Origin of the sequence: Syntrophotalea acetylenica (assembly GCF_001888165.1) — a bacterium.
Classification (GTDB): domain Bacteria; phylum Desulfobacterota; class Desulfuromonadia; order Desulfuromonadales; family Syntrophotaleaceae; genus Syntrophotalea; species Syntrophotalea acetylenica.
In genome coordinates, this window is the sequence record NZ_CP015455.1 from 1,712,334 (window position 1) to 1,729,357 (window position 17,024).

At 43.8% G+C, this 17,024-nt stretch carries 20 protein-coding genes and 1 other RNA gene; 1 reads left to right on the forward strand and 20 read right to left on the reverse strand.

Going from position 1 to position 17,024, the window contains the following annotated elements; all coding sequences use genetic code 11:
* Nucleotides 1–34 precede the first annotated feature (34 nt).
* The 5 genes from A6070_RS07860 to A6070_RS15555 form a co-directional block, all read right to left on the reverse strand.
* Nucleotides 35–448 (reverse strand): HIT family protein, encoded by a 414-nt coding sequence (locus A6070_RS07860; protein WP_268807499.1) that lies wholly within the window; start codon nucleotides 446–448, stop codon nucleotides 35–37.
* A complete protein-coding gene (locus A6070_RS07865; protein WP_083558869.1) occupies nucleotides 441–1,589 on the reverse strand; it encodes an HNH endonuclease in 1,149 nt (382 codons plus the stop codon). The genes A6070_RS07860 and A6070_RS07865 overlap by 8 nt, the downstream gene beginning before the upstream one ends.
* Nucleotides 1,590–2,053: 464 nt before the next feature.
* Nucleotides 2,054–2,782: a CFI-box-CTERM domain-containing protein gene (locus A6070_RS07870; protein ID WP_072287794.1), complete on the reverse strand. Its 729-nt coding sequence runs from the start codon at nucleotides 2,780–2,782 to the stop codon at nucleotides 2,054–2,056.
* A 21-nt stretch (nucleotides 2,783–2,803) separates the two neighbouring features.
* The gene (locus A6070_RS07875) at nucleotides 2,804–3,097 is read right to left on the reverse strand and encodes a hypothetical protein (protein ID WP_072287795.1); all 294 of its coding nucleotides are present in this window, start codon (nucleotides 3,095–3,097) and stop codon (nucleotides 2,804–2,806) included.
* A gap of 56 nt (nucleotides 3,098–3,153) precedes the next feature.
* Nucleotides 3,154–3,324: a hypothetical protein gene (locus A6070_RS15555; RefSeq protein WP_158514040.1), complete on the reverse strand. Its 171-nt coding sequence runs from the start codon at nucleotides 3,322–3,324 to the stop codon at nucleotides 3,154–3,156.
* A 430-nt stretch (nucleotides 3,325–3,754) separates the two neighbouring features.
* Between A6070_RS15555 and A6070_RS15560 the strand changes: the two genes are divergently transcribed.
* Complete coding sequence (locus A6070_RS15560; RefSeq protein WP_158514041.1) at nucleotides 3,755–4,213, forward strand: hypothetical protein; 459 nt, start codon at nucleotides 3,755–3,757, stop codon at nucleotides 4,211–4,213.
* Between the two features lie 9 nt (nucleotides 4,214–4,222).
* Here the strand turns inward: A6070_RS15560 and A6070_RS07880 are convergent, their stop codons facing one another.
* The 15 genes from A6070_RS07880 to A6070_RS07950 all read right to left on the reverse strand — a co-directional run bounded on the left by A6070_RS07880 (nucleotide 4,223) and on the right by A6070_RS07950 (nucleotide 16,960).
* A complete protein-coding gene (locus A6070_RS07880; protein WP_072287796.1) occupies nucleotides 4,223–5,218 on the reverse strand; it encodes a tyrosine-type recombinase/integrase in 996 nt (331 codons plus the stop codon).
* The gene (locus tag A6070_RS07885) at nucleotides 5,215–5,703 is read right to left on the reverse strand and encodes a JAB domain-containing protein (protein ID WP_072287797.1); all 489 of its coding nucleotides are present in this window, start codon (nucleotides 5,701–5,703) and stop codon (nucleotides 5,215–5,217) included. The genes A6070_RS07880 and A6070_RS07885 overlap by 4 nt, the downstream gene beginning before the upstream one ends.
* A gap of 12 nt (nucleotides 5,704–5,715) precedes the next feature.
* A complete protein-coding gene (locus tag A6070_RS07890; RefSeq protein ID WP_072287798.1) occupies nucleotides 5,716–6,063 on the reverse strand; it encodes a hypothetical protein in 348 nt (115 codons plus the stop codon).
* An 86-nt stretch (nucleotides 6,064–6,149) separates the two neighbouring features.
* The gene (locus A6070_RS07895) at nucleotides 6,150–6,377 is read right to left on the reverse strand and encodes a hypothetical protein (RefSeq protein ID WP_072287799.1); all 228 of its coding nucleotides are present in this window, start codon (nucleotides 6,375–6,377) and stop codon (nucleotides 6,150–6,152) included.
* A gap of 22 nt (nucleotides 6,378–6,399) precedes the next feature.
* A complete protein-coding gene (locus A6070_RS07900) occupies nucleotides 6,400–7,275 on the reverse strand; it encodes an ArdC family protein (protein WP_235605432.1) in 876 nt (291 codons plus the stop codon).
* A 674-nt stretch (nucleotides 7,276–7,949) separates the two neighbouring features.
* Complete coding sequence (locus A6070_RS07905) at nucleotides 7,950–8,297, reverse strand: hypothetical protein (protein ID WP_072287800.1); 348 nt, start codon at nucleotides 8,295–8,297, stop codon at nucleotides 7,950–7,952.
* Between the two features lie 14 nt (nucleotides 8,298–8,311).
* Nucleotides 8,312–9,211 (reverse strand): restriction endonuclease, encoded by a 900-nt coding sequence (locus A6070_RS07910; RefSeq protein ID WP_072287801.1) that lies wholly within the window; start codon nucleotides 9,209–9,211, stop codon nucleotides 8,312–8,314.
* A 546-nt stretch (nucleotides 9,212–9,757) separates the two neighbouring features.
* Nucleotides 9,758–11,356, reverse strand: a complete 1,599-nt coding sequence (locus tag A6070_RS07915; RefSeq protein ID WP_145926450.1) for a hypothetical protein — start codon at nucleotides 11,354–11,356, stop codon at nucleotides 9,758–9,760.
* Nucleotides 11,357–11,776: 420 nt separating this feature from the next.
* Entirely contained in the window at nucleotides 11,777–12,253 is a 477-nt protein-coding gene (locus tag A6070_RS07920) for a hypothetical protein (RefSeq protein WP_072287803.1), read from the reverse strand.
* A 258-nt stretch (nucleotides 12,254–12,511) separates the two neighbouring features.
* Nucleotides 12,512–13,321, reverse strand: a complete 810-nt coding sequence (locus A6070_RS07925) for a hypothetical protein (RefSeq protein WP_072287804.1) — start codon at nucleotides 13,319–13,321, stop codon at nucleotides 12,512–12,514.
* Complete coding sequence (locus A6070_RS07930; protein ID WP_072287805.1) at nucleotides 13,314–14,600, reverse strand: site-specific integrase; 1,287 nt, start codon at nucleotides 14,598–14,600, stop codon at nucleotides 13,314–13,316. The genes A6070_RS07925 and A6070_RS07930 overlap by 8 nt, the downstream gene beginning before the upstream one ends.
* A gap of 96 nt (nucleotides 14,601–14,696) precedes the next feature.
* Nucleotides 14,697–15,054, reverse strand: a transfer-messenger RNA (tmRNA) gene (gene ssrA, locus A6070_RS07935).
* 107 nt (nucleotides 15,055–15,161) lie between these two features.
* Nucleotides 15,162–15,614, reverse strand: coding sequence for an SsrA-binding protein SmpB (gene smpB / locus A6070_RS07940; protein WP_072287806.1), 453 nt, complete (start codon nucleotides 15,612–15,614; stop codon nucleotides 15,162–15,164).
* A 4-nt stretch (nucleotides 15,615–15,618) separates the two neighbouring features.
* On the reverse strand, nucleotides 15,619–16,074 hold the full coding sequence (locus A6070_RS07945) for a SoxR reducing system RseC family protein (RefSeq protein WP_072287807.1): 456 nt from the start codon (nucleotides 16,072–16,074) through the stop codon (nucleotides 15,619–15,621).
* A 214-nt stretch (nucleotides 16,075–16,288) separates the two neighbouring features.
* Nucleotides 16,289–16,960 (reverse strand): DUF502 domain-containing protein, encoded by a 672-nt coding sequence (locus A6070_RS07950; protein WP_145926484.1) that lies wholly within the window; start codon nucleotides 16,958–16,960, stop codon nucleotides 16,289–16,291.
* Between the last annotated feature and the right edge of the window lie 64 nt (nucleotides 16,961–17,024).

Consider the following 17,024-nt stretch of genomic DNA (forward strand, 5'->3'; position numbering starts at 1 on the left):
CTGGCGCCCTCTTAGTAATGGGAGGACTAATTTTTCAATATCGCATCTTTGCAGGAACACATCCCCGAACCCCACCTCTAGGATCAGGTGTATCCCCTTGGTGTCTCGGTATCAGGTGAATATGGGCATGCATAACGGTCTGGCCAGCTACTTCTCCGCAGTTCACACCTACGTTATAGCCATCAACCGAATGGTCTTCTTGCTCAATCTTGTTCTTAAGAGTACGTAGAAGTTCTTCTGCATGTTGTCTCTCCTGTGTGGTAAGCGAGAAATAGTCTTCTGTGTGCCTATAGGGGATGATGAGCAGATGGCCTGGCGATGCTGGATATTTGTCTTCTATGGCAAACACTGTCCCACAGGAGGCAACTATTCTGCCCGTTATCTCCCTAGGACAGAAGACGCACCCGGAAACAGCAGGAGTTATATATCGAGATGGTTCCTCACTCACTGGCAGCCAGCCTGGAACTAGAAAGGATTATTTTCAAGGCTTCTAAACTGAGAACATTGTCAGGATCTCTATGGATCATCCTATGGCAGTTGGAACATACAGTGGTGAGGTCGGTTTTGGGATCAACCTGTTGTTCTTCCTCGAAAGTGTGGATTGGCTTTAGGTGATGGACTTCTATGAAATCCGCTCCTCTGGCCCCATATACCTTCTCGAAATTGAATCCACAGGCATTACAGGTAAGACCATGTATCCTAATGGCCTCCTTACGGTTAACAGAATTACGTTCATATCGCTTGCCAAAGTATTCTTTTATAGCGCCCTCTCGCTGTGGTCCTTTCTCCTCTAACTCTTCAGACTGGATATCACCTAAAGCTGTGTCCTCCGACACTTCACAAGCAAACGATACTTGGTATCTTTCGAACCCTGCTACTCTCTCAAATCTCAAAATAATATCGGAATCAGGTTGTTGGTCTTGTGAATAAAGATTGTGATGCTGTGGGAAGGTTTGCTTGAGTAGGCTTTCAAAGTCTGCTCGCCAAAAGAGGCGAGTACGCGGTGTCGGCTGATTGTCAATCTCTATATGGGCATCATACGTTTGGCCTGCATACAAAAGCGTCACCGGCCTGCTATCAGGTGGTGACATTTGGCCATAAATAAAAAATGGCCTTATCTCAATTGGTATACCAGTACCATTGTACCTAAATGCAGACTTGTCGAGCACCTTACAAGCCGAGTTAAGGCTTTCAATTTTCCAGGAGTGGCTCTCCATTAGAACAATTTTTGACAAAGACAAGTATTTTTTATAGATTTTTCTTATCCCAGGAAGTTTACTATTGCCAGCCTTCTTATAATATTCAATGTGCTTATCAACTGACATAAGTGCATTAACAAAGGCCTCTTCCCCAAAGTCAAAAAGTATATTTTGTAGAAAATACTCAGTTGCTTCAGAATTATTGGTCCTAGTATAGCGTTCTCCTTTCAACATATGCCTAAGATTATAAATATAATCGTTAGCAGACCCTCTATTCATACCATACTTTTCTTCCAATTCGTTTAAGGCGTCCTTGAGCGCAACATCCCCATTTAATACAGTTTTAGCATATCCATACGCTGCAATTGTCATATCTGTAGTGATTTCCATCTTTACGACTCCAATTTTTAGCCTATCCAGATACTCGGACAACTTGTTTGCTGGATCAATCCTTCCTTGATAAAGACAAAACTCTCTGTAAGTATCCCCCAGTCAAACTGGGGGCTTTAGCCGATTGCTAGCCCCTCAAAGGGGCTTTAACGCAATCGCAAAGTCAAAAACTTAGAACCGTAATGACGGAGTTAATCATACTCCCGCAAATGTCAAACTTTTAAGGTCCCCCGGCAAAGCCGGGGGGTTTCCTCTTGTACTAATCTATTAAAACTTTCAGGACCTACCACGAGTCCCTTTGAACAAGAGGATTACCTATCCTCAAGAAAACAAGCAAAAACAAAATTATAGCGGGTAATCACGCAGATTTTGGCACTGCTCGAACAACCTAGATTCTCCTAATACACATAAAGGACCGCATTTGTGGATTGCGCTTCACACAAGGCGATGGCTTAATTATTTCTTCACGATAAATGTTGTGAAATCTTTAAAAGTATTTTACGAGTGAAATTCTTGAGGAATTCATGCTTGCCAATAATTCTGGCAAAGGGTGGGCTTACCTTGTAGTATGAATATATAAATATCCGACCAAGCAATCTATTAACTAAGACACGGTCTCTATATTTTCTAAACTTGACAACGTATTCATTATTGAAATCACCAAATGCGGCTGTTGCAATAAAGCATTCGTCATTTTCATTTTTCGTATTTATATTTTTATTATCATTATTCGAATTTATTTTATTATTTAAATCTTTTCCTGTTATGGTATTTGCCATAATGGCACACGCATGACTATCTATCCATACACCAGTTCCTGACTTGATAAACCTAAATGCCGAACTCCACGTATCATATCTTATTTTACTATTGGTAACTATATTGTCCATCTGATTGCTGAAGTCTAAAGGAGTAATATTTCCGTTAAATACTTCAATAATAATTTTTTCAATGCTTTCCCTTGTAGTTTCGTCAAAATCTGCCAGAAAGAATGCACCTATAAACTCACAAGAGCCTTCGGGTCCAAAACCAAATGTACATTTCGATTTATTTTTATAATATTCATATTTTTTTTCAAAATATACGCGCAACTCATCTTTTGTCTTTGTTGTTATTGATTTTAAAAATTCACCATCTGCTATCTTTTTTTCCTCTTCATTAATTGTTTCAGTCTTACGAAAGCCCTGAACCACTTCTTTGAATTCATCACTATTTTAATCCGGATTCAAGAAAAGCCCGCTAGCATAATTACAAAGTATAGCTTTCTCTTCATCGCCTATAGTTTTATATAGGTGTGATGCAAATCCAAAGCACTGGTGTGCATCTTTATATTTACCAATGACAGCGAAAACCTTTGCAATACCTTCAGCAACCTGTGGAACATGAGGATCAATATCAATTAGATGCTTATATATTGCAATGGCATCATCGTAACTCCCAAGCCTTTTTAAGTGAATTGCTTCTTCTATTTTTGTTTTGAAATACATAGCTCGTTCAATTTGACTCATCTTATACCCCATACTTAATAAAAGGAATGCTTACACAAATAAATATATACATACACCTATTTAGAATTAAAAATATTGAAAATTATAGTCATAGCCAAAATTGCTATAAAAACCACTCCACCTAAAATCACTGCAAATATATGCCCAGCCACTAAGCCCGAGACAAGCAATACACCAGATACCCATAATACATTTGGCGTTCTAATGCGCATTTTCTGCCTTTTCACAGGACTTTCCTTCCAATTAACAGCCCTTTTCATCCAGAAACACTATCAACCCAAAAGAAACATCGACAATTTCTTGATTTCGAACAAGCTAATACATGCCATTATTTCAATTTATATCCACAAGAGGACTACACATCCTCTTGTTTATACATAAAAACAATTACTTACAAAATCCTGACGCAAATATTGATACAAATTTGCAGCAGAAATGGTGTTTTAGAGGTGTTGCCAATCCGGACTACATGCTTTTCCTTATCCCGATTGCCTAGTGTGAATTGGCCTTTTAATTCACGCTAGACAAGCGGAACCCCTGCGGAGCAGCGCCTAATGCTGCGGCAATTAAAATACTCTATTGACACCTACATTAACAAGGATAAACTCGCCTTCATGTTTTACACTTTCGAGCAAGCGCAAAAGAGTTTTTTCCTGCATGGGATATAAGGTCCGTCATATAAATACAAAAATAGCCCACCAGCTATATGCCAGTGGGCCATTAACATTAACCACTACATGTACTTACTTCTTACCGCCCTTCTTGGGCTTGTTGGCTGCTTGGGTAAGTGCAGAAGCAGCAACAGATTTGACAGACGCTGGCGTCTTCGGATTTGAAAGAAGCTTACCAGCCTTCGACGCCACCTTTGAAGAAGTGACTTCACCCTTTTTACCGGCCACCCTAACCACCTCTTTTCCGGAAACCGAATCTCTTGAGTATTGGCTGTCGGTATGGTATCAGTTACCTAGAAGATTACCGAAACCTCTAATCAAGCCCAACCTTACCATGTTGGGAAAGCTCCAAGTGTTGTTGCCGCAACCTTGGAGCTTTTTCTTTAACGCAAGCACTAAACCACAATATAATGGCCCTGTCAAGCATTTGGCATACAACATATAGATTTGCTTTTTATTCCAGGACGGATACTGCGTGGGCTAGCTTATGAGGTGCAAGGTGGGCATATATCTGGGTTGTTGCTATGGATGCATGACCTAGAATGTCCTTGACCACATACAGGTCTACTCCTGCATTCACCATGCGTGATGCCGTGGTATGACGAAGGGAGTGGATAACGAGTTCTCTATCTGACTCCATTCTCATTTCTTTCCTTACCCATCTCCAGGCTGTCTCTGCCTGGTGGGCTTTGATGCTGAATGGCTTTTCCTGATTGCTTTCTTGTCTTGCTTCCAGGGTACTCTTCACACGGCTAGTCATGGGTACTGACCTTGGCCTATCTCCTTTGTTTATCCAGATAGATATCAGGTTGCTGTTGAAGTCGATATCCTCATACCGGAGGCTCAGTGCTTCTCCTAAGCGCATGCCCGTATCGACTAACACTTCTACCAGGTCCGCTATCTCATGGAAGTAGGCTCTCCTTGGCGCATGGTCCGTATAGCGCAGAAGGCCTATAACCTGCCGCTCTTCCTCTTTGGACAGCACACGTATTCTTCCCTTCCTCTCTTTCCTCAGTGATATATAGTCGGTCTGTTGTTTCATGTGTTTGAGGATTGTCTTGAGGCATGCAAGGTATCTGTTAATTGTCGCTGCAGATGAGTCCCTGCTCTCTAATTTCCGTGTGAGTAGTGCTACTGCACCTTCGTCTATATCCTTTAGCGGAACATTGCCTATCAGGTCAGCCAGGTTACATGCTCTCCTATAGGACCGCTGGCTATCTTTGTCGTATTTCCATTTGGCTTGATAGGTTTCCTCGATAGCATCCAGTAGAGGTGTGTTAGCTGTTTTCTCCTGCGGTGATTGCCTGGAATCCTTTAACAACCTATGCCGCTCTGCGGCTTCTACTCGTTTAGCCTCTCGTTTGGTAGTCATACCAGTAGACCTAAAGACACGGACACCATTCACGGTAAAGTTCATATAAAAGACTTTTCCTCGCTTATAGACGCTCATAACAGCCCCCTATCAGCAAGAGACACATACTCGTTATCTCCGATAACCACATGGTCCAAAAGACGGATACCCATCAGGTCGCAACACTCCTTAATCCGTTTGGTAATCTCGATATCTTCTCGTGAAGGCGATGGGTCTTCACTCGGGTGGTTATGCACTAGCACCAGTCCTGCACATGATGACAACATGCAGGATTTCATTACTTCTCTAGGATGGACTATCGAAGCTGTTAGGCTCCCAACGGACACCTGATCAACACAGATGATCTTGTTCTTGGCGTCCAGGTGCAGAGCCAGAAAATGTTCCTTGGTTTCAAGGGTCAAATAACGGAACAATTGGTAAACGTCGTTAGATGACGATATTTTCCGGTTGTTAATCAGATAGTCCGGTAATGCCTCCTTAATGGTCAGCGTTTCCCACGTTGCCTTGATGACCTTTAAACGGATGCTTTTGGTTTTATTAGTAGGGGTTTTCTCTATAGTCATGATGATTTCTCCTTATGCGAACAGCTTGGTAAGCCTGGCGATAAGCTCTATCGGTGATAAAGCTCTCCAGTCAGTCTCAACACACTCCGTAATGGCCCATGCTCCCTGTAGGAAAATCCCATCTATAGCGTCCTGTTCCTGGCCCATGTAAAAGTCCAGAGCCACATAATCCAGACATCTGTTTAGGGTCAGCACATAGAGCACTGGCCCTGATTTATAGACGCTGATATCGTCTTTGGTTCCTGAGGACAGACGATAGGCAACACTATTGTGTTCCAGCATGAGTCCTTGGTTCTGATAGCCGAACTCACTTGCTTCTTCCCAGGTCATGGTTCTAATGGTTGGTTGAATCTTTTGCATGATGTCCTCCTTTAAAATGCGAAAAGGGGCATCAGCCCTTATGGCCTAGCCCCTTTTTTCGCGTGTCGTTGTTTTTAAATGTCTTGTTACTTATCCTGCTCCTGCGGGATGTATTCGATCATGAGAGTCTTCCGCTTCCGTAGCCCTAATCTCTCCTCATAACTCTTGCGGATCAGCCCTGCCTTCCAGGCCACAAGTCGGGTCTTATCGGTACAGCAATCATTGGCACTGGTGATCTGATGACAGGTCTCTTTGGCAGCGATAACGGTGATGTCCACTACTGCTTTGGTGAGGTTCTTGATACTCTTCAACATGGTCTTTTCTCCTATGTTTGAGTTAGTCTTCCTGCTGCTGGTCGTTGATCGGCTTGTTAAGGATGAAATCTACTGCTCTTTGCGCTTGCCCTGCTGCAACGATGGCCAGCCTCTTATCTCCCTTAAGTACACGTAACCATCCCTGGATATACGCTGCGCTGTTAGTGATAGTCTGTTGCTCGATGCCTGCTTGGGCACAGAGCATCGAAGCTCCGAACTCTGCTACTAGTTCCTCTCGTGAATATTCGTGACTACCGAAATAAGCTGCTTCTGTAATTCCTTTACGGGTTAACCTATCGGAATGTCCTGTTGCGTGTGTAAGCTCGTGAAATGCGGTGCTATAGAATTCTTCTGGTGAAAGGAATGCTTCTCTTGGAGGTAGTTGGATGTAATCTAGTAGAGGTGAGTAATAGGCTCTATCACCGCCATACCGGATATCCGGTTTATGCGGCATGTGATTAAGGATCTGCTCTGCTTGTTGGATGGGTGTGAATAGGTTGGTTACCTGTTCTTCTGGTGGTGGCTTAATGCCTTCTACTTGTTCAAGGTTGAACACCTTGTAATAGCGAAGCAATGGCACTTTACCTGAAACACTAACCAGATCAGCGTTCTCTGCTCCTCCCGTTTCCTTTAAATCAATCCATTTCCAGAACACTACCAAGGTAGCTTTCTCGCTTTTGCGTACATGACCTCCCTTCTCTTGGGCTTGCTTGAAGGTAAGCCAATAGGGAGAACCGTAGGGATTGCTGTTGAGCAGGAATTGGTTGATTCCTCTGTAAGGACGCTTGCTTATGAGGTTTCTTGCACCACTTGATGACTTCCAAGGCTTACGCCAGGGAATCTCGCCTTGTTCCAATAGTTCCATAATTCTGTTAGTCACAATCTCGTAAACATTCACAATTACACTCCTTTTTTAAAATAGGACAGTAGACGCACGTATGGCGTCGTGATGGATTTGGTTTTTGCATGAGAGTGCTTGGGAGTTAGACGGGAGGGATTATCTTGTTTGGATGGTTTTGATTGCTTCTTCGATAAGCATTAAGGTGTGCTCGATGTGCCTTTGTGTCTGGTATGAGTTTTGACCTTGTGAAGCCCATATTGTGTTACGTCTTGCGGCTGTTAGCTTTACCAATAGATCGACATCTTCATGTCTCATGTGGTGTCCTTTCTTTGATGATGTTGATGTTAAGTGCTGCCTGAAACGAAAAAAGGAGACAAGGCTTAATGCCTCATCTCCTTAAAAGTGACCCCGGGGTAGAAATAGTCAAATATAAGGTAGGAGTCCCACACTCATACCAGTCCTATTTTTACGCAAAGGTATTTTGAAATCCATATAGGCTATTAGTTACTCCCGACTAAAACAGAGACAACCTCATTGTCAAAACGTAGCATTCTTGGCTACCTTTCTAAGGATCAAAACTTATAACAAACCTGATAAGTAATTACTAAATGAATAAAGGTATAAATTATCGAGACACAGGCATCGGCAATTTTAGACACACCAAGACCAGTACTCTTTATACCTATTTGGTACATCATATTAACATTAGTTAAACCTTCCATAAAATCTGATTATCCACCCATTTGAGTATTATGTATCTCAGTATTAACAATATTTCTCATCATTGAAAATGCAACTATTGGCCCAATAGGTGCGGTAATTATTGATAGTCCAATCCAAACAATGCCACTTCTATTCAAATCTCCAGCAAGACCTCCAAGTGAAAAAATGAATAGGATACCCATGATGAAAATAATTAACCATAAGACAATAGCGGCGACAGTAAGTATCTCATAATTTATCAATCCACTATCTTCCGAAACACCAAGAATGACCATTATTCCATAACAAATCCAAGAGACAACAAGACTTATTTTCAAAAATTTTAGTTTTTTCAAAAGAGCCGACTCTCTTTTCATAAGTACCTCCTAAATTAGCTTAACCCAGAATCACCACCAACTTTTATAAGATTCAACCAATCGGAATCTTCCTTTATCCTAACTTCACTAACTATTTCTTGATTATCTTTTTTTATAAATGCAGCCTGAAGTTGGGACTTATTATCAGTGGGCTCTCCGAAAGCAACATATGACTCAGCTATCTCTCCTTGTGAAAGAAAGATTGGAACAATTGTTTTATTAGCCGAAAACAATACACGGAGTCCCACAACCTCTAATTCCTGATTGTCAAAACCTTTACAACAAAGAGGATGTGGAAAATTAAAATCCAAAGTAAAATTATTTTGGTCTTTTCCCTCCCTTGCCATATGTTGTAAAAAACTTTCACCAATCTCTGGTTTTTTAATCAAAAATTCGATAATGGTTTTGACGGGGAACATAATTCCTTCATTTTTATCGTAAAGTACCCAGTTGGAAGATGGAGGGAGAAGTTTAATTCCTTCACCTTCGAAAACCATGAGAAAACCATCATATTTAGCAATCAATGTTTCAATGGTCAGAATGTCAGGCCAACAAGTTCTCTCTGCCTCCTTAAGTGATAATGTCACTGCGTTATATGCTTGAGCCTTTTTCTCAGCGTTTTTTGTAAACCCTGATTTAGACACAAGCACAAGTCTGCTTGTTGGAAGGTTTTGGTGTTTCCCTATCATTTTCTCAACCCATTCAACTGTTGCAGGCCTTTTGTGATCTATACATTCAATACTCAAAAAAACCGTATAGTTAGTAACTTTTGTCTCTATCACAATGTCTACTTCACGAAGTTTCCCTGTTATAGAATCGCAAAGGAACTTTGATTCAGTAATTATCCCATTATTCTTAAACTGTTTATGCAAAAGCGTTACGACCTGTTGAAATGCATTACTTCGTTTTGGCATAAAAACATCCCTGAATTCTCCACTTGGGAGTCTGTTGAGCACAAAAAAAACCGCCAGCTAGCATAACGCTAGTATAGACGGCTAGTTCCCCAAAATTGATGTATACCATCTAAGCGCATCATTCCCACCTCCCACAAGGCCAGAAAATTAACCTATTTCAATCTAGTCGAGAATGAAATGCTCGTCAAGCAAAAGACAGAATAATTATTTATTCATTTTATCTTGCCTATAAAATATAATTTGGACTGTTAATCTCTAGACTTTCCCGATGGACAAAATGATGGTGGGAAGAAGCCTAAGTGGGAATGATGGATAGTTGGCCTAAGGTCTAATTGTAGCATCATATCCCGTGTATCCAGATCGTCTAAAATGCTTCTCGCCGTTCGGCCCGACCCGCAAAAATTTCGAGCGAAACCTCCAGATACAAAACGGGAGACATTTTTCTTTATTTTTCAATATGTTACGAACTTTTCGTACTAGTAATCCAGAGCAAGGCAGGTACACACACTAGAATAATCAATAGGTAATCACACTCTAGAATCCTACCTAATGAACGATTAACTCTCTTCTCGGTACAATCCTCATAGAAGGAACTTCAGGTTCCTTCTCTATAGGTATAGATACATACTTAGCTATCTCTCCGTTATGGTCATAATTCATAATCCTGTTAACAAGCCTAGAGTCATTTATGCTAGTCAAGTCAACCATGAAGTCGTCAGAGTAGACTCCTAGTGCTTCGTTAGTGCTGTGTTCCTCATATGTGATATTGACTCTTGGAACCCTGCTAGGTCGAGCCCTCTTTATGGGGCTCTCGCTTTCTCTGTAAAAACGGATTGCCCTCTCAAGGCTGAAACCACAATGTCTGGAAAATGCCTCTCTCATAGATGAAATCAGGCTATCTTCATGGATCTTAGGGCAAATAAAACTATCGTGAACTGATAGCACTGGTATGTCTTGCTCTGTCATCTTCCTTAGGACATATTCCGCTATTTTTGCGTCAGTGTTCATTAATGCATGTCCTACCCCTTTGAAGAAGTGATGTGCTATTGGGCTATGGTAGTTTTTGAAATGCTTGATAGCCTCATCCAAATTCGGCTTTTCGGATGGGAACTTATAAGGTGTCTTATTGAATTTCCGGTTTATAGCCTTCTTAGCTAAACCATCATTTTTGGCATTGAGGGCTGCCAAAAGGAGAACCTTAAAGAAGTTTCGATATTCTCTGGTGATATCATACTCAGGCAACTGATAAGCGTCTTTCCCTAAGCAATTGAAGTCGATCCCCTCTTTGGCGTACAGCAGGTTGATATGAATGCCCGAATAATCACATTCTACAACCTTCATATTATTGATAATTATCTTGAGCCTTAGCTCACTTGGGATACCTTGCCACCAACCTCCATAAAAACGTCCACCATGGATAAGGGTCTTCTTCCCGTTATTGAAGACCCGATAGCAATGCTTGCGCGACAGGTCTACCCACATAGACTCCTTTGCCTTGTAGTCTCCTGCATCAAGGTCTATATAGGTGCCTTCCAACAACTCGTTATAGCGCTTGAGGAATTTGCGTTTACCATCTGCATCATTATGGTTTGTGTCCTTATAGTCGATTGGGATCTTATCGGTATCCTTGAGGATGACAACCTCCTCTTGAGGATGTCTCCTTATCACGCTATCCGTAAACCCATATTCACTCTCTAGCAAGTCTGCAAATGATCCACGTAACCTAGCCCTGGAACACTTGCCCTTCTCGACAACGACACCACGAAAATAAAAACCTATCTTATGCTCTATGTGGTCGAGTGATATCAGGTGGTCAACACTCCTTGTCAAACCAGTCCAAGATATATCGTTTTTATTATATTTCCGACACAGGCAATATCGATCTTTGCCCCTCATGTAGGCAAGCCACTTTGTTTCATCCATCAGCCAGCACCTATAGAGGTTTAGCAACAAAACCATCATACAAGTACGGTTCAGCGTTTTGTGTCCCTTCAACCCTGATACAAGATCCTCAGAGGCTCTAAGCACACTAGGGTCATCAGTCCACAGGTTAAAATCTATCCGTGAAAAGTTCTCATAACCAGGATCGCCATCATCCTCTTCAGAGACCTCTTCCCAGGTCAATTGCGACTTATCATCCATCATATACCTTCACCCAAATGGACCCTTGGGGTAGAAAATAGTCATTACGTGGAGCCTCTTTATCCTCTTCACCAGGCCATTCACCGAGCACATCCTATTGGCAATCCATATAAGACATGCTCAAAAATTCCCTCTCATAGCGGTTGTGGCCTTGGTAACAGTGGGAAGTGTTTAGAGGCCTTCACGCAACCAAGGAACCGAACAACTGAAACAATAGCCCTCTATCCCGCTAAAACAGCATAGATACAGGTCTGAGGCAGTCATTTTTCAAGCTAAAGAGACTGAAACAAATGCCTTATAACCTGTTGTTTTTACACAGGTCTTTCTTTCCTCAAAAAACACATTTCAAACTATCCATCCTAGTATCTTAAGGCAGACAACCCCAGAGAGTTAATGCTCTGGGGCTGCCGAGAACCACTTCACTTAATCTTGCTCCTCCATCGTGCTTGAATCTTCCTCCTCTTCATCAGTGCTTGAAGGAACCTCCTTCTTATCCTTCATGGCAGCACTTTCAGAAATCATTTCGACCGTGATATTTTGAACTCCTTCAGTCACAAGACCCTGATATGTCTTAAGCTCTTCCTCGCTTACCTTGGTTTTCTTGCCTTCATCGGTAAGAGGCGCCTTCAGGTCATACACGTTCAGGTAATCCAACACATCGCGGGTAGGAGCAATTACTTCATGATTCGGAGTCCGGCGAAGAACCAGGGTGTTTCGGGTAGGGAGAAAACGTTTACTCTCTTTTTTCCGTTCTTCCTTTAGGGCCTCTTCTTCCTGGCGAAGCTCTTCAGCAAGACGATACGCACGGTTCTCTTCTTCCAGCTTCTCCAGCTTTTTAGCCAGTTCAATAATTTCTTCTTGTGACATATTCGTGAAATCTACATTGCTTTGAATATTCATTTTGCTTTCTCCATTGTTTAGTATTAATTTCCTAAAAAGTATTCCTACGCAAAAACTACATGCTCCAGCAATGTCATGGCGGGTCTCTCATCTATGCACCTCCTCAATCAGAATGTGAGGCAAACATAGAATAGATTTATACGTAAATCCATGTAGTTAGAAGCGTTCCGGAAGGCATCCGGAACGCTTTAGGGGGCTTCTTTAAAGATATTTTTTTGATTTTTTTGAAGATTTATTACGGAAAGGAGTACTGGTGGGTTAATCGTTGGCAGGGATGTGCAGAGGACATCTGTTTATCTCACCACCATGCTTGGCCTTGTCATAGATCCATTCATCTTTACCGGAAGCGATATAAAACTCTCTGATAGTCTTTAGCAAAACTTGCATTGACAGGCCTAACACCTTCTCTTTTTTTTCACCGGCTGTCGCATCCAGAAAATGAGAACAGACATGCTCCCTCATGACATTATGCCAACAAGTGCATCCTTGAGCCCATTGACTAGCAATATATTCTCGTATTTCGTCTTTGGATGATTCATTTCTCCCACTAGCTAAAGCAGCAGCCATATCCTTTTTATCCATGGGTTGTTTCACCACCCTGACATATCGCTCTGGTGCACTGGCATGACCAGCTAAAAAGCCCTGAAAGGTCTTAAGGTCAAAAGTCAGTTCACCAGCACCAACAGCTTTAGATATACACTCCAGCAGCTCAGAAGGTACTATGTTGCATCTACACATATATTCATCAACTGTCGCACCAGGCTCTGCCGGATCATTCAGTTCACCCTTCTTAAGGGCATTCGCATAGGGCAAATCACCACTTTCCATATACTTCCATAAAAATTCAAACCACTTTTCCCAGGTCTTGTGAAAAACCTTATCCAAGCCTTCAAGAGTCTCAAGGTTAGCTCGCCTATCAAACTCATAATGCTCCTGAGAGTCACCAAACACACCTGACACTTCCATCTCGAAAGAGGTCAGCAAAACCCGAGCATCTTCAGTAGTCCAGGAAAAACACCGGCCCATTAATTCATAATCTTCTTTAGCAAGCCTTTGAAACTCAAACACTTATACCCTCCTTGAAATAATCCAAATGTTTCAACGCCTCCAACAAAACACCTGGTCTAAATCTCTTACCGTACCTACCAGTAGTAATACTCCCATTAGCATGCCCAAGTATCTCTGCAATAACACCTTCAGGTACGCCTTTTTGCTTTAGGGTATCAGCTACGGTATGTCGGAAAGAATGGAAGACTTTTTTAGGGTCCTTGGTGATATGTTTGCGGTTGAATCTCTGATACCACTTACTGAAATCATGTCCATACCCATCACGCTTGCTACCTAAAGTCATCCATAGTCTAGGAATCCCAGCAGCCTTCATTTCCTCCACATGGTCTAATAAACCTAAGCGTACCAGCTCCGGATGCAGCGGGACCACTCTTCTACTAGCCCTGTTCTTCAGTCGCTTATCAGCATCATCATTGATATCAAAATACCAGATATCTTCCAACTGTTTAATATCATTAACATAAAGCTGACAAATTTCACTTAACCGTGCACCACTGTACATGGATATCAACGGGACAAAATACCGCTCAGGAGCTTCTTTCTTAACTTTTCCTAGGGAATGTATAAGTTTCTTAAGATCGTCTTTTGTATAGGCTTTGCGCTCTTCTTCAGCCTTGGCTTCTATAGGGGTAGTCAGACCTTGTGCAGGATTCCACTGCATGTACTCCTGTCTAATGCACCAGATAAACAGTGAGCTTACCCGCCCCACATATTTGTTAACAGTCCTCTGCCCCATCGTCCGGTGAATATCTTTCTCCAACACCGTAGCAATAGAAAGATCCCGATATTCACCACTCTTTTTAAGATTCGCAGGCAATCTCTGCAGCTTACTCAGATACTCCACCATTACACCACGATCAATGGTATTCAGTGGACGATTTCCAAGAATTTCAAGCGCAAGTGATAAGGCACTTTCAACTTCCTGTTTAGTCTTCTCGGTCCACTTACCAAGGACAACATGTTCCTTCACATAGGCTTCTATACCCTCTTGTAGCAATTTAGGCCTCTCAGCCTTAACCAGTCTTGTCTTTCGGATCGGAAATACTTTTTCTATTAGTTGGACTACCTGATGGTCATCAAGCAAACCAGACCTTATCTGACCAAACAGATACTCAGCAGACGAAGCAAGCACCTTCCCTCTGCTCTTAGCCAGGGAAACATTTGTTGTCTTTAGGGATTTTTGAATCTCAGGATATCCAAAATGATGCAACAGATCACTTGGAACACGGATACGAAAGTAGAAATACCCGTTGAGACATCTAAGGTGAGATAAAGACATAAAGCCGATCTCCTGTGGTAAAAACGGTGGTAAACCACAAGAAATCGGCTCTATAATGTTGAATAACCTATTGTATTTATTAGGTTATTAAGTAAATGGTGGAGGTGGCGGGAATCGAACCCGCGTCCGAAAATCTTTCACATAAGGCTTCTACATGCGTAGTCGGTGTTTTGAATTTAACCGGATACAACTCCCATCGACAGGATGTGTATCAGGCGAGTTCGCTTAAGTTTCGCTCTTGCGCCGCAAACACTCGCTCAAGCTAGCCTACTTAATTGACGTCTTTAAGCCCCGCGCAGGCATCGGAACTCAAGACGAGGCAGCAATTAAGCTGCCAGTGCGTACGAAACGTCAGTATCGGCGTTTGTATTTGTGCCAGTTTTTTATCGAGGCCAACTGGCGTCCCCGGCATGCCACCTTCGCTTCCAATCCCCGTCGAAACCGTGTCACCCCCATTTTAATATGTTTTGAGTGCTGAGTACCGGGACTCAACAGATAAAATATCCGTTTGTTTTCCCAGCAAAGCCATTATCGCACGACTGGACGAAAAAGCCAAGGCGCTTAGTGCCGGTCGCGGATGGCGCGGGCCATTTCGCGATCGGCTTCCTTGCTTTTGAGGGTTTCGCGTTTGTCGTGCAGTTTTTTGCCACGGGCCACGCCGATTTCGAGTTTGACCTTGCCGTCTTTGAAATAGAGCTTGGTGGGCACCAGGGACAGGCCCTTTTCGTCGACTTTGCGGGCCAACTTGTCGAGTTCGGCACGATGGACCAGCAGTTTGCGTACCCTGGTCGGATCGGGATTTTCACGATTGCCGAATTCGTAGGGGCTGATGTGCAGGTTGTTGACATACAGCTCCCCGCCCATGATCCGGCAGAAGGCGTCCTTGAGATTGGCCTTGCCCAGCCGTAGGGATTTGACTTCGGTGCCGAGCAGCACCATGCCGGCTTCGAGAACTTCGTCAATGAAGTAGTCGTGGTAGGCCTTTTTGTTGGTTGCGATAATTTTAATGCCCATCGTATTATCTGCCGCACTCCTCGGCGGGAAGTATTTCGGTGATTTCCGGCATGAAGGTGCCACGGGGTATAACGCGACTGCCGATGCGGATTGTAAAAAAAGAGCCCACCATGAATGTTATGCCGAGAATCGCAGCCAGCAGGTTGCGATCGATCTGCAGGGCATATCGTGTACCGAGCCATTCACCGAGCACCGCGCCACCGATCAGCGCCAGCAAGGGAACAACGTAGAGCAGGAACGAGGCCAGCAGAAACTGCTCCGGACGACACCCCAGGCGCACCTTGTCGCCAATCGCGGCGCCGAGCACATTATGCGATTCCACCAGCATGGAACGGCCGTCGTCGCCAAGCTGGCACAGCCCCATGGCGGCACAGCTCGCGCAAAAGGTACTTTTGCGGCACAACACCATGGCCACATGGCAGCCCTTGAGCTCTATGACGGTGCCCTCTTCCTGCATCATGGCAGCATCCTCGTTTTCATCCGGAAACGGCCCTTTTCCGCCGTGGCGGCGTCAATCCGCAGGCTTGCTTGTGCGGCGTACCGATGTACGCCTCCGCGCAACCCCTTGATTTCCTTGCCACAACGAAAAATTGTTCGTTTCCCATATGAAAACTACGCTGTGTCCATCCGTAGTTTCCGGATGGGCACATCCTCGTTTTGCAGCCGGATTGCCGTTACGGTACTTCGCCATTGGGCGGAAAGGTGCCCGCATTGCTGCCGGCGGCAGGCCCTCCCCTGAATCTGTCAGGCGGCGTCACCATACCGCCGGAGACAATCAGCTTGAAAGCTTCCTCCACCGACATGGCCAGAACCCTCGCATCTTCTTCGGGGATCAGCACGTAGTATCCGGAGGTCGGGTTGGGCGTGGTGGGTACAAACACGTTGATGACCCGACGCTCGGTGATGCGTTGCAGCTCGCCTTCGCTGACGCCGGTGACGAATCCGATCGACCAGATGCCCCGCCGGGGATATTCGATCAGCACCACCTTGCGAAAACCCTGCCGGTCGCTGCTGAGGACCGTGTCGGCCACCTGTTTAAACAGGGTATAAATACCCTTTACCAGAGGAATCCGGCAAACCAGCTTTTCCGAAGCCTGCACCAGCTTGTGCCCGAAATAATTGGTTACCAGAATGCCGGCCAGCAGAATAAGCAAAAAGGTCAGCACCAAACCCAGGCCAGGTACGGGAAACCCGAAAAGCTGTTCCGGCTGCCACCGGTAAGGCAACTTGCGCACCAGCAGCCCATCCATCAGGCTGACAATCCACCTTACCACGACGATGGTCAGGCCACCCGGCACCATCACCAGCAGGCCGGCAAAGAAATAACGCCGAAGCTTCTTTCGCAAAAAACGCTTGAGCACCGAGGCGCGAAGCATGCTGGTATCCTTCAGATGTTGTTTCGGGAAAAGA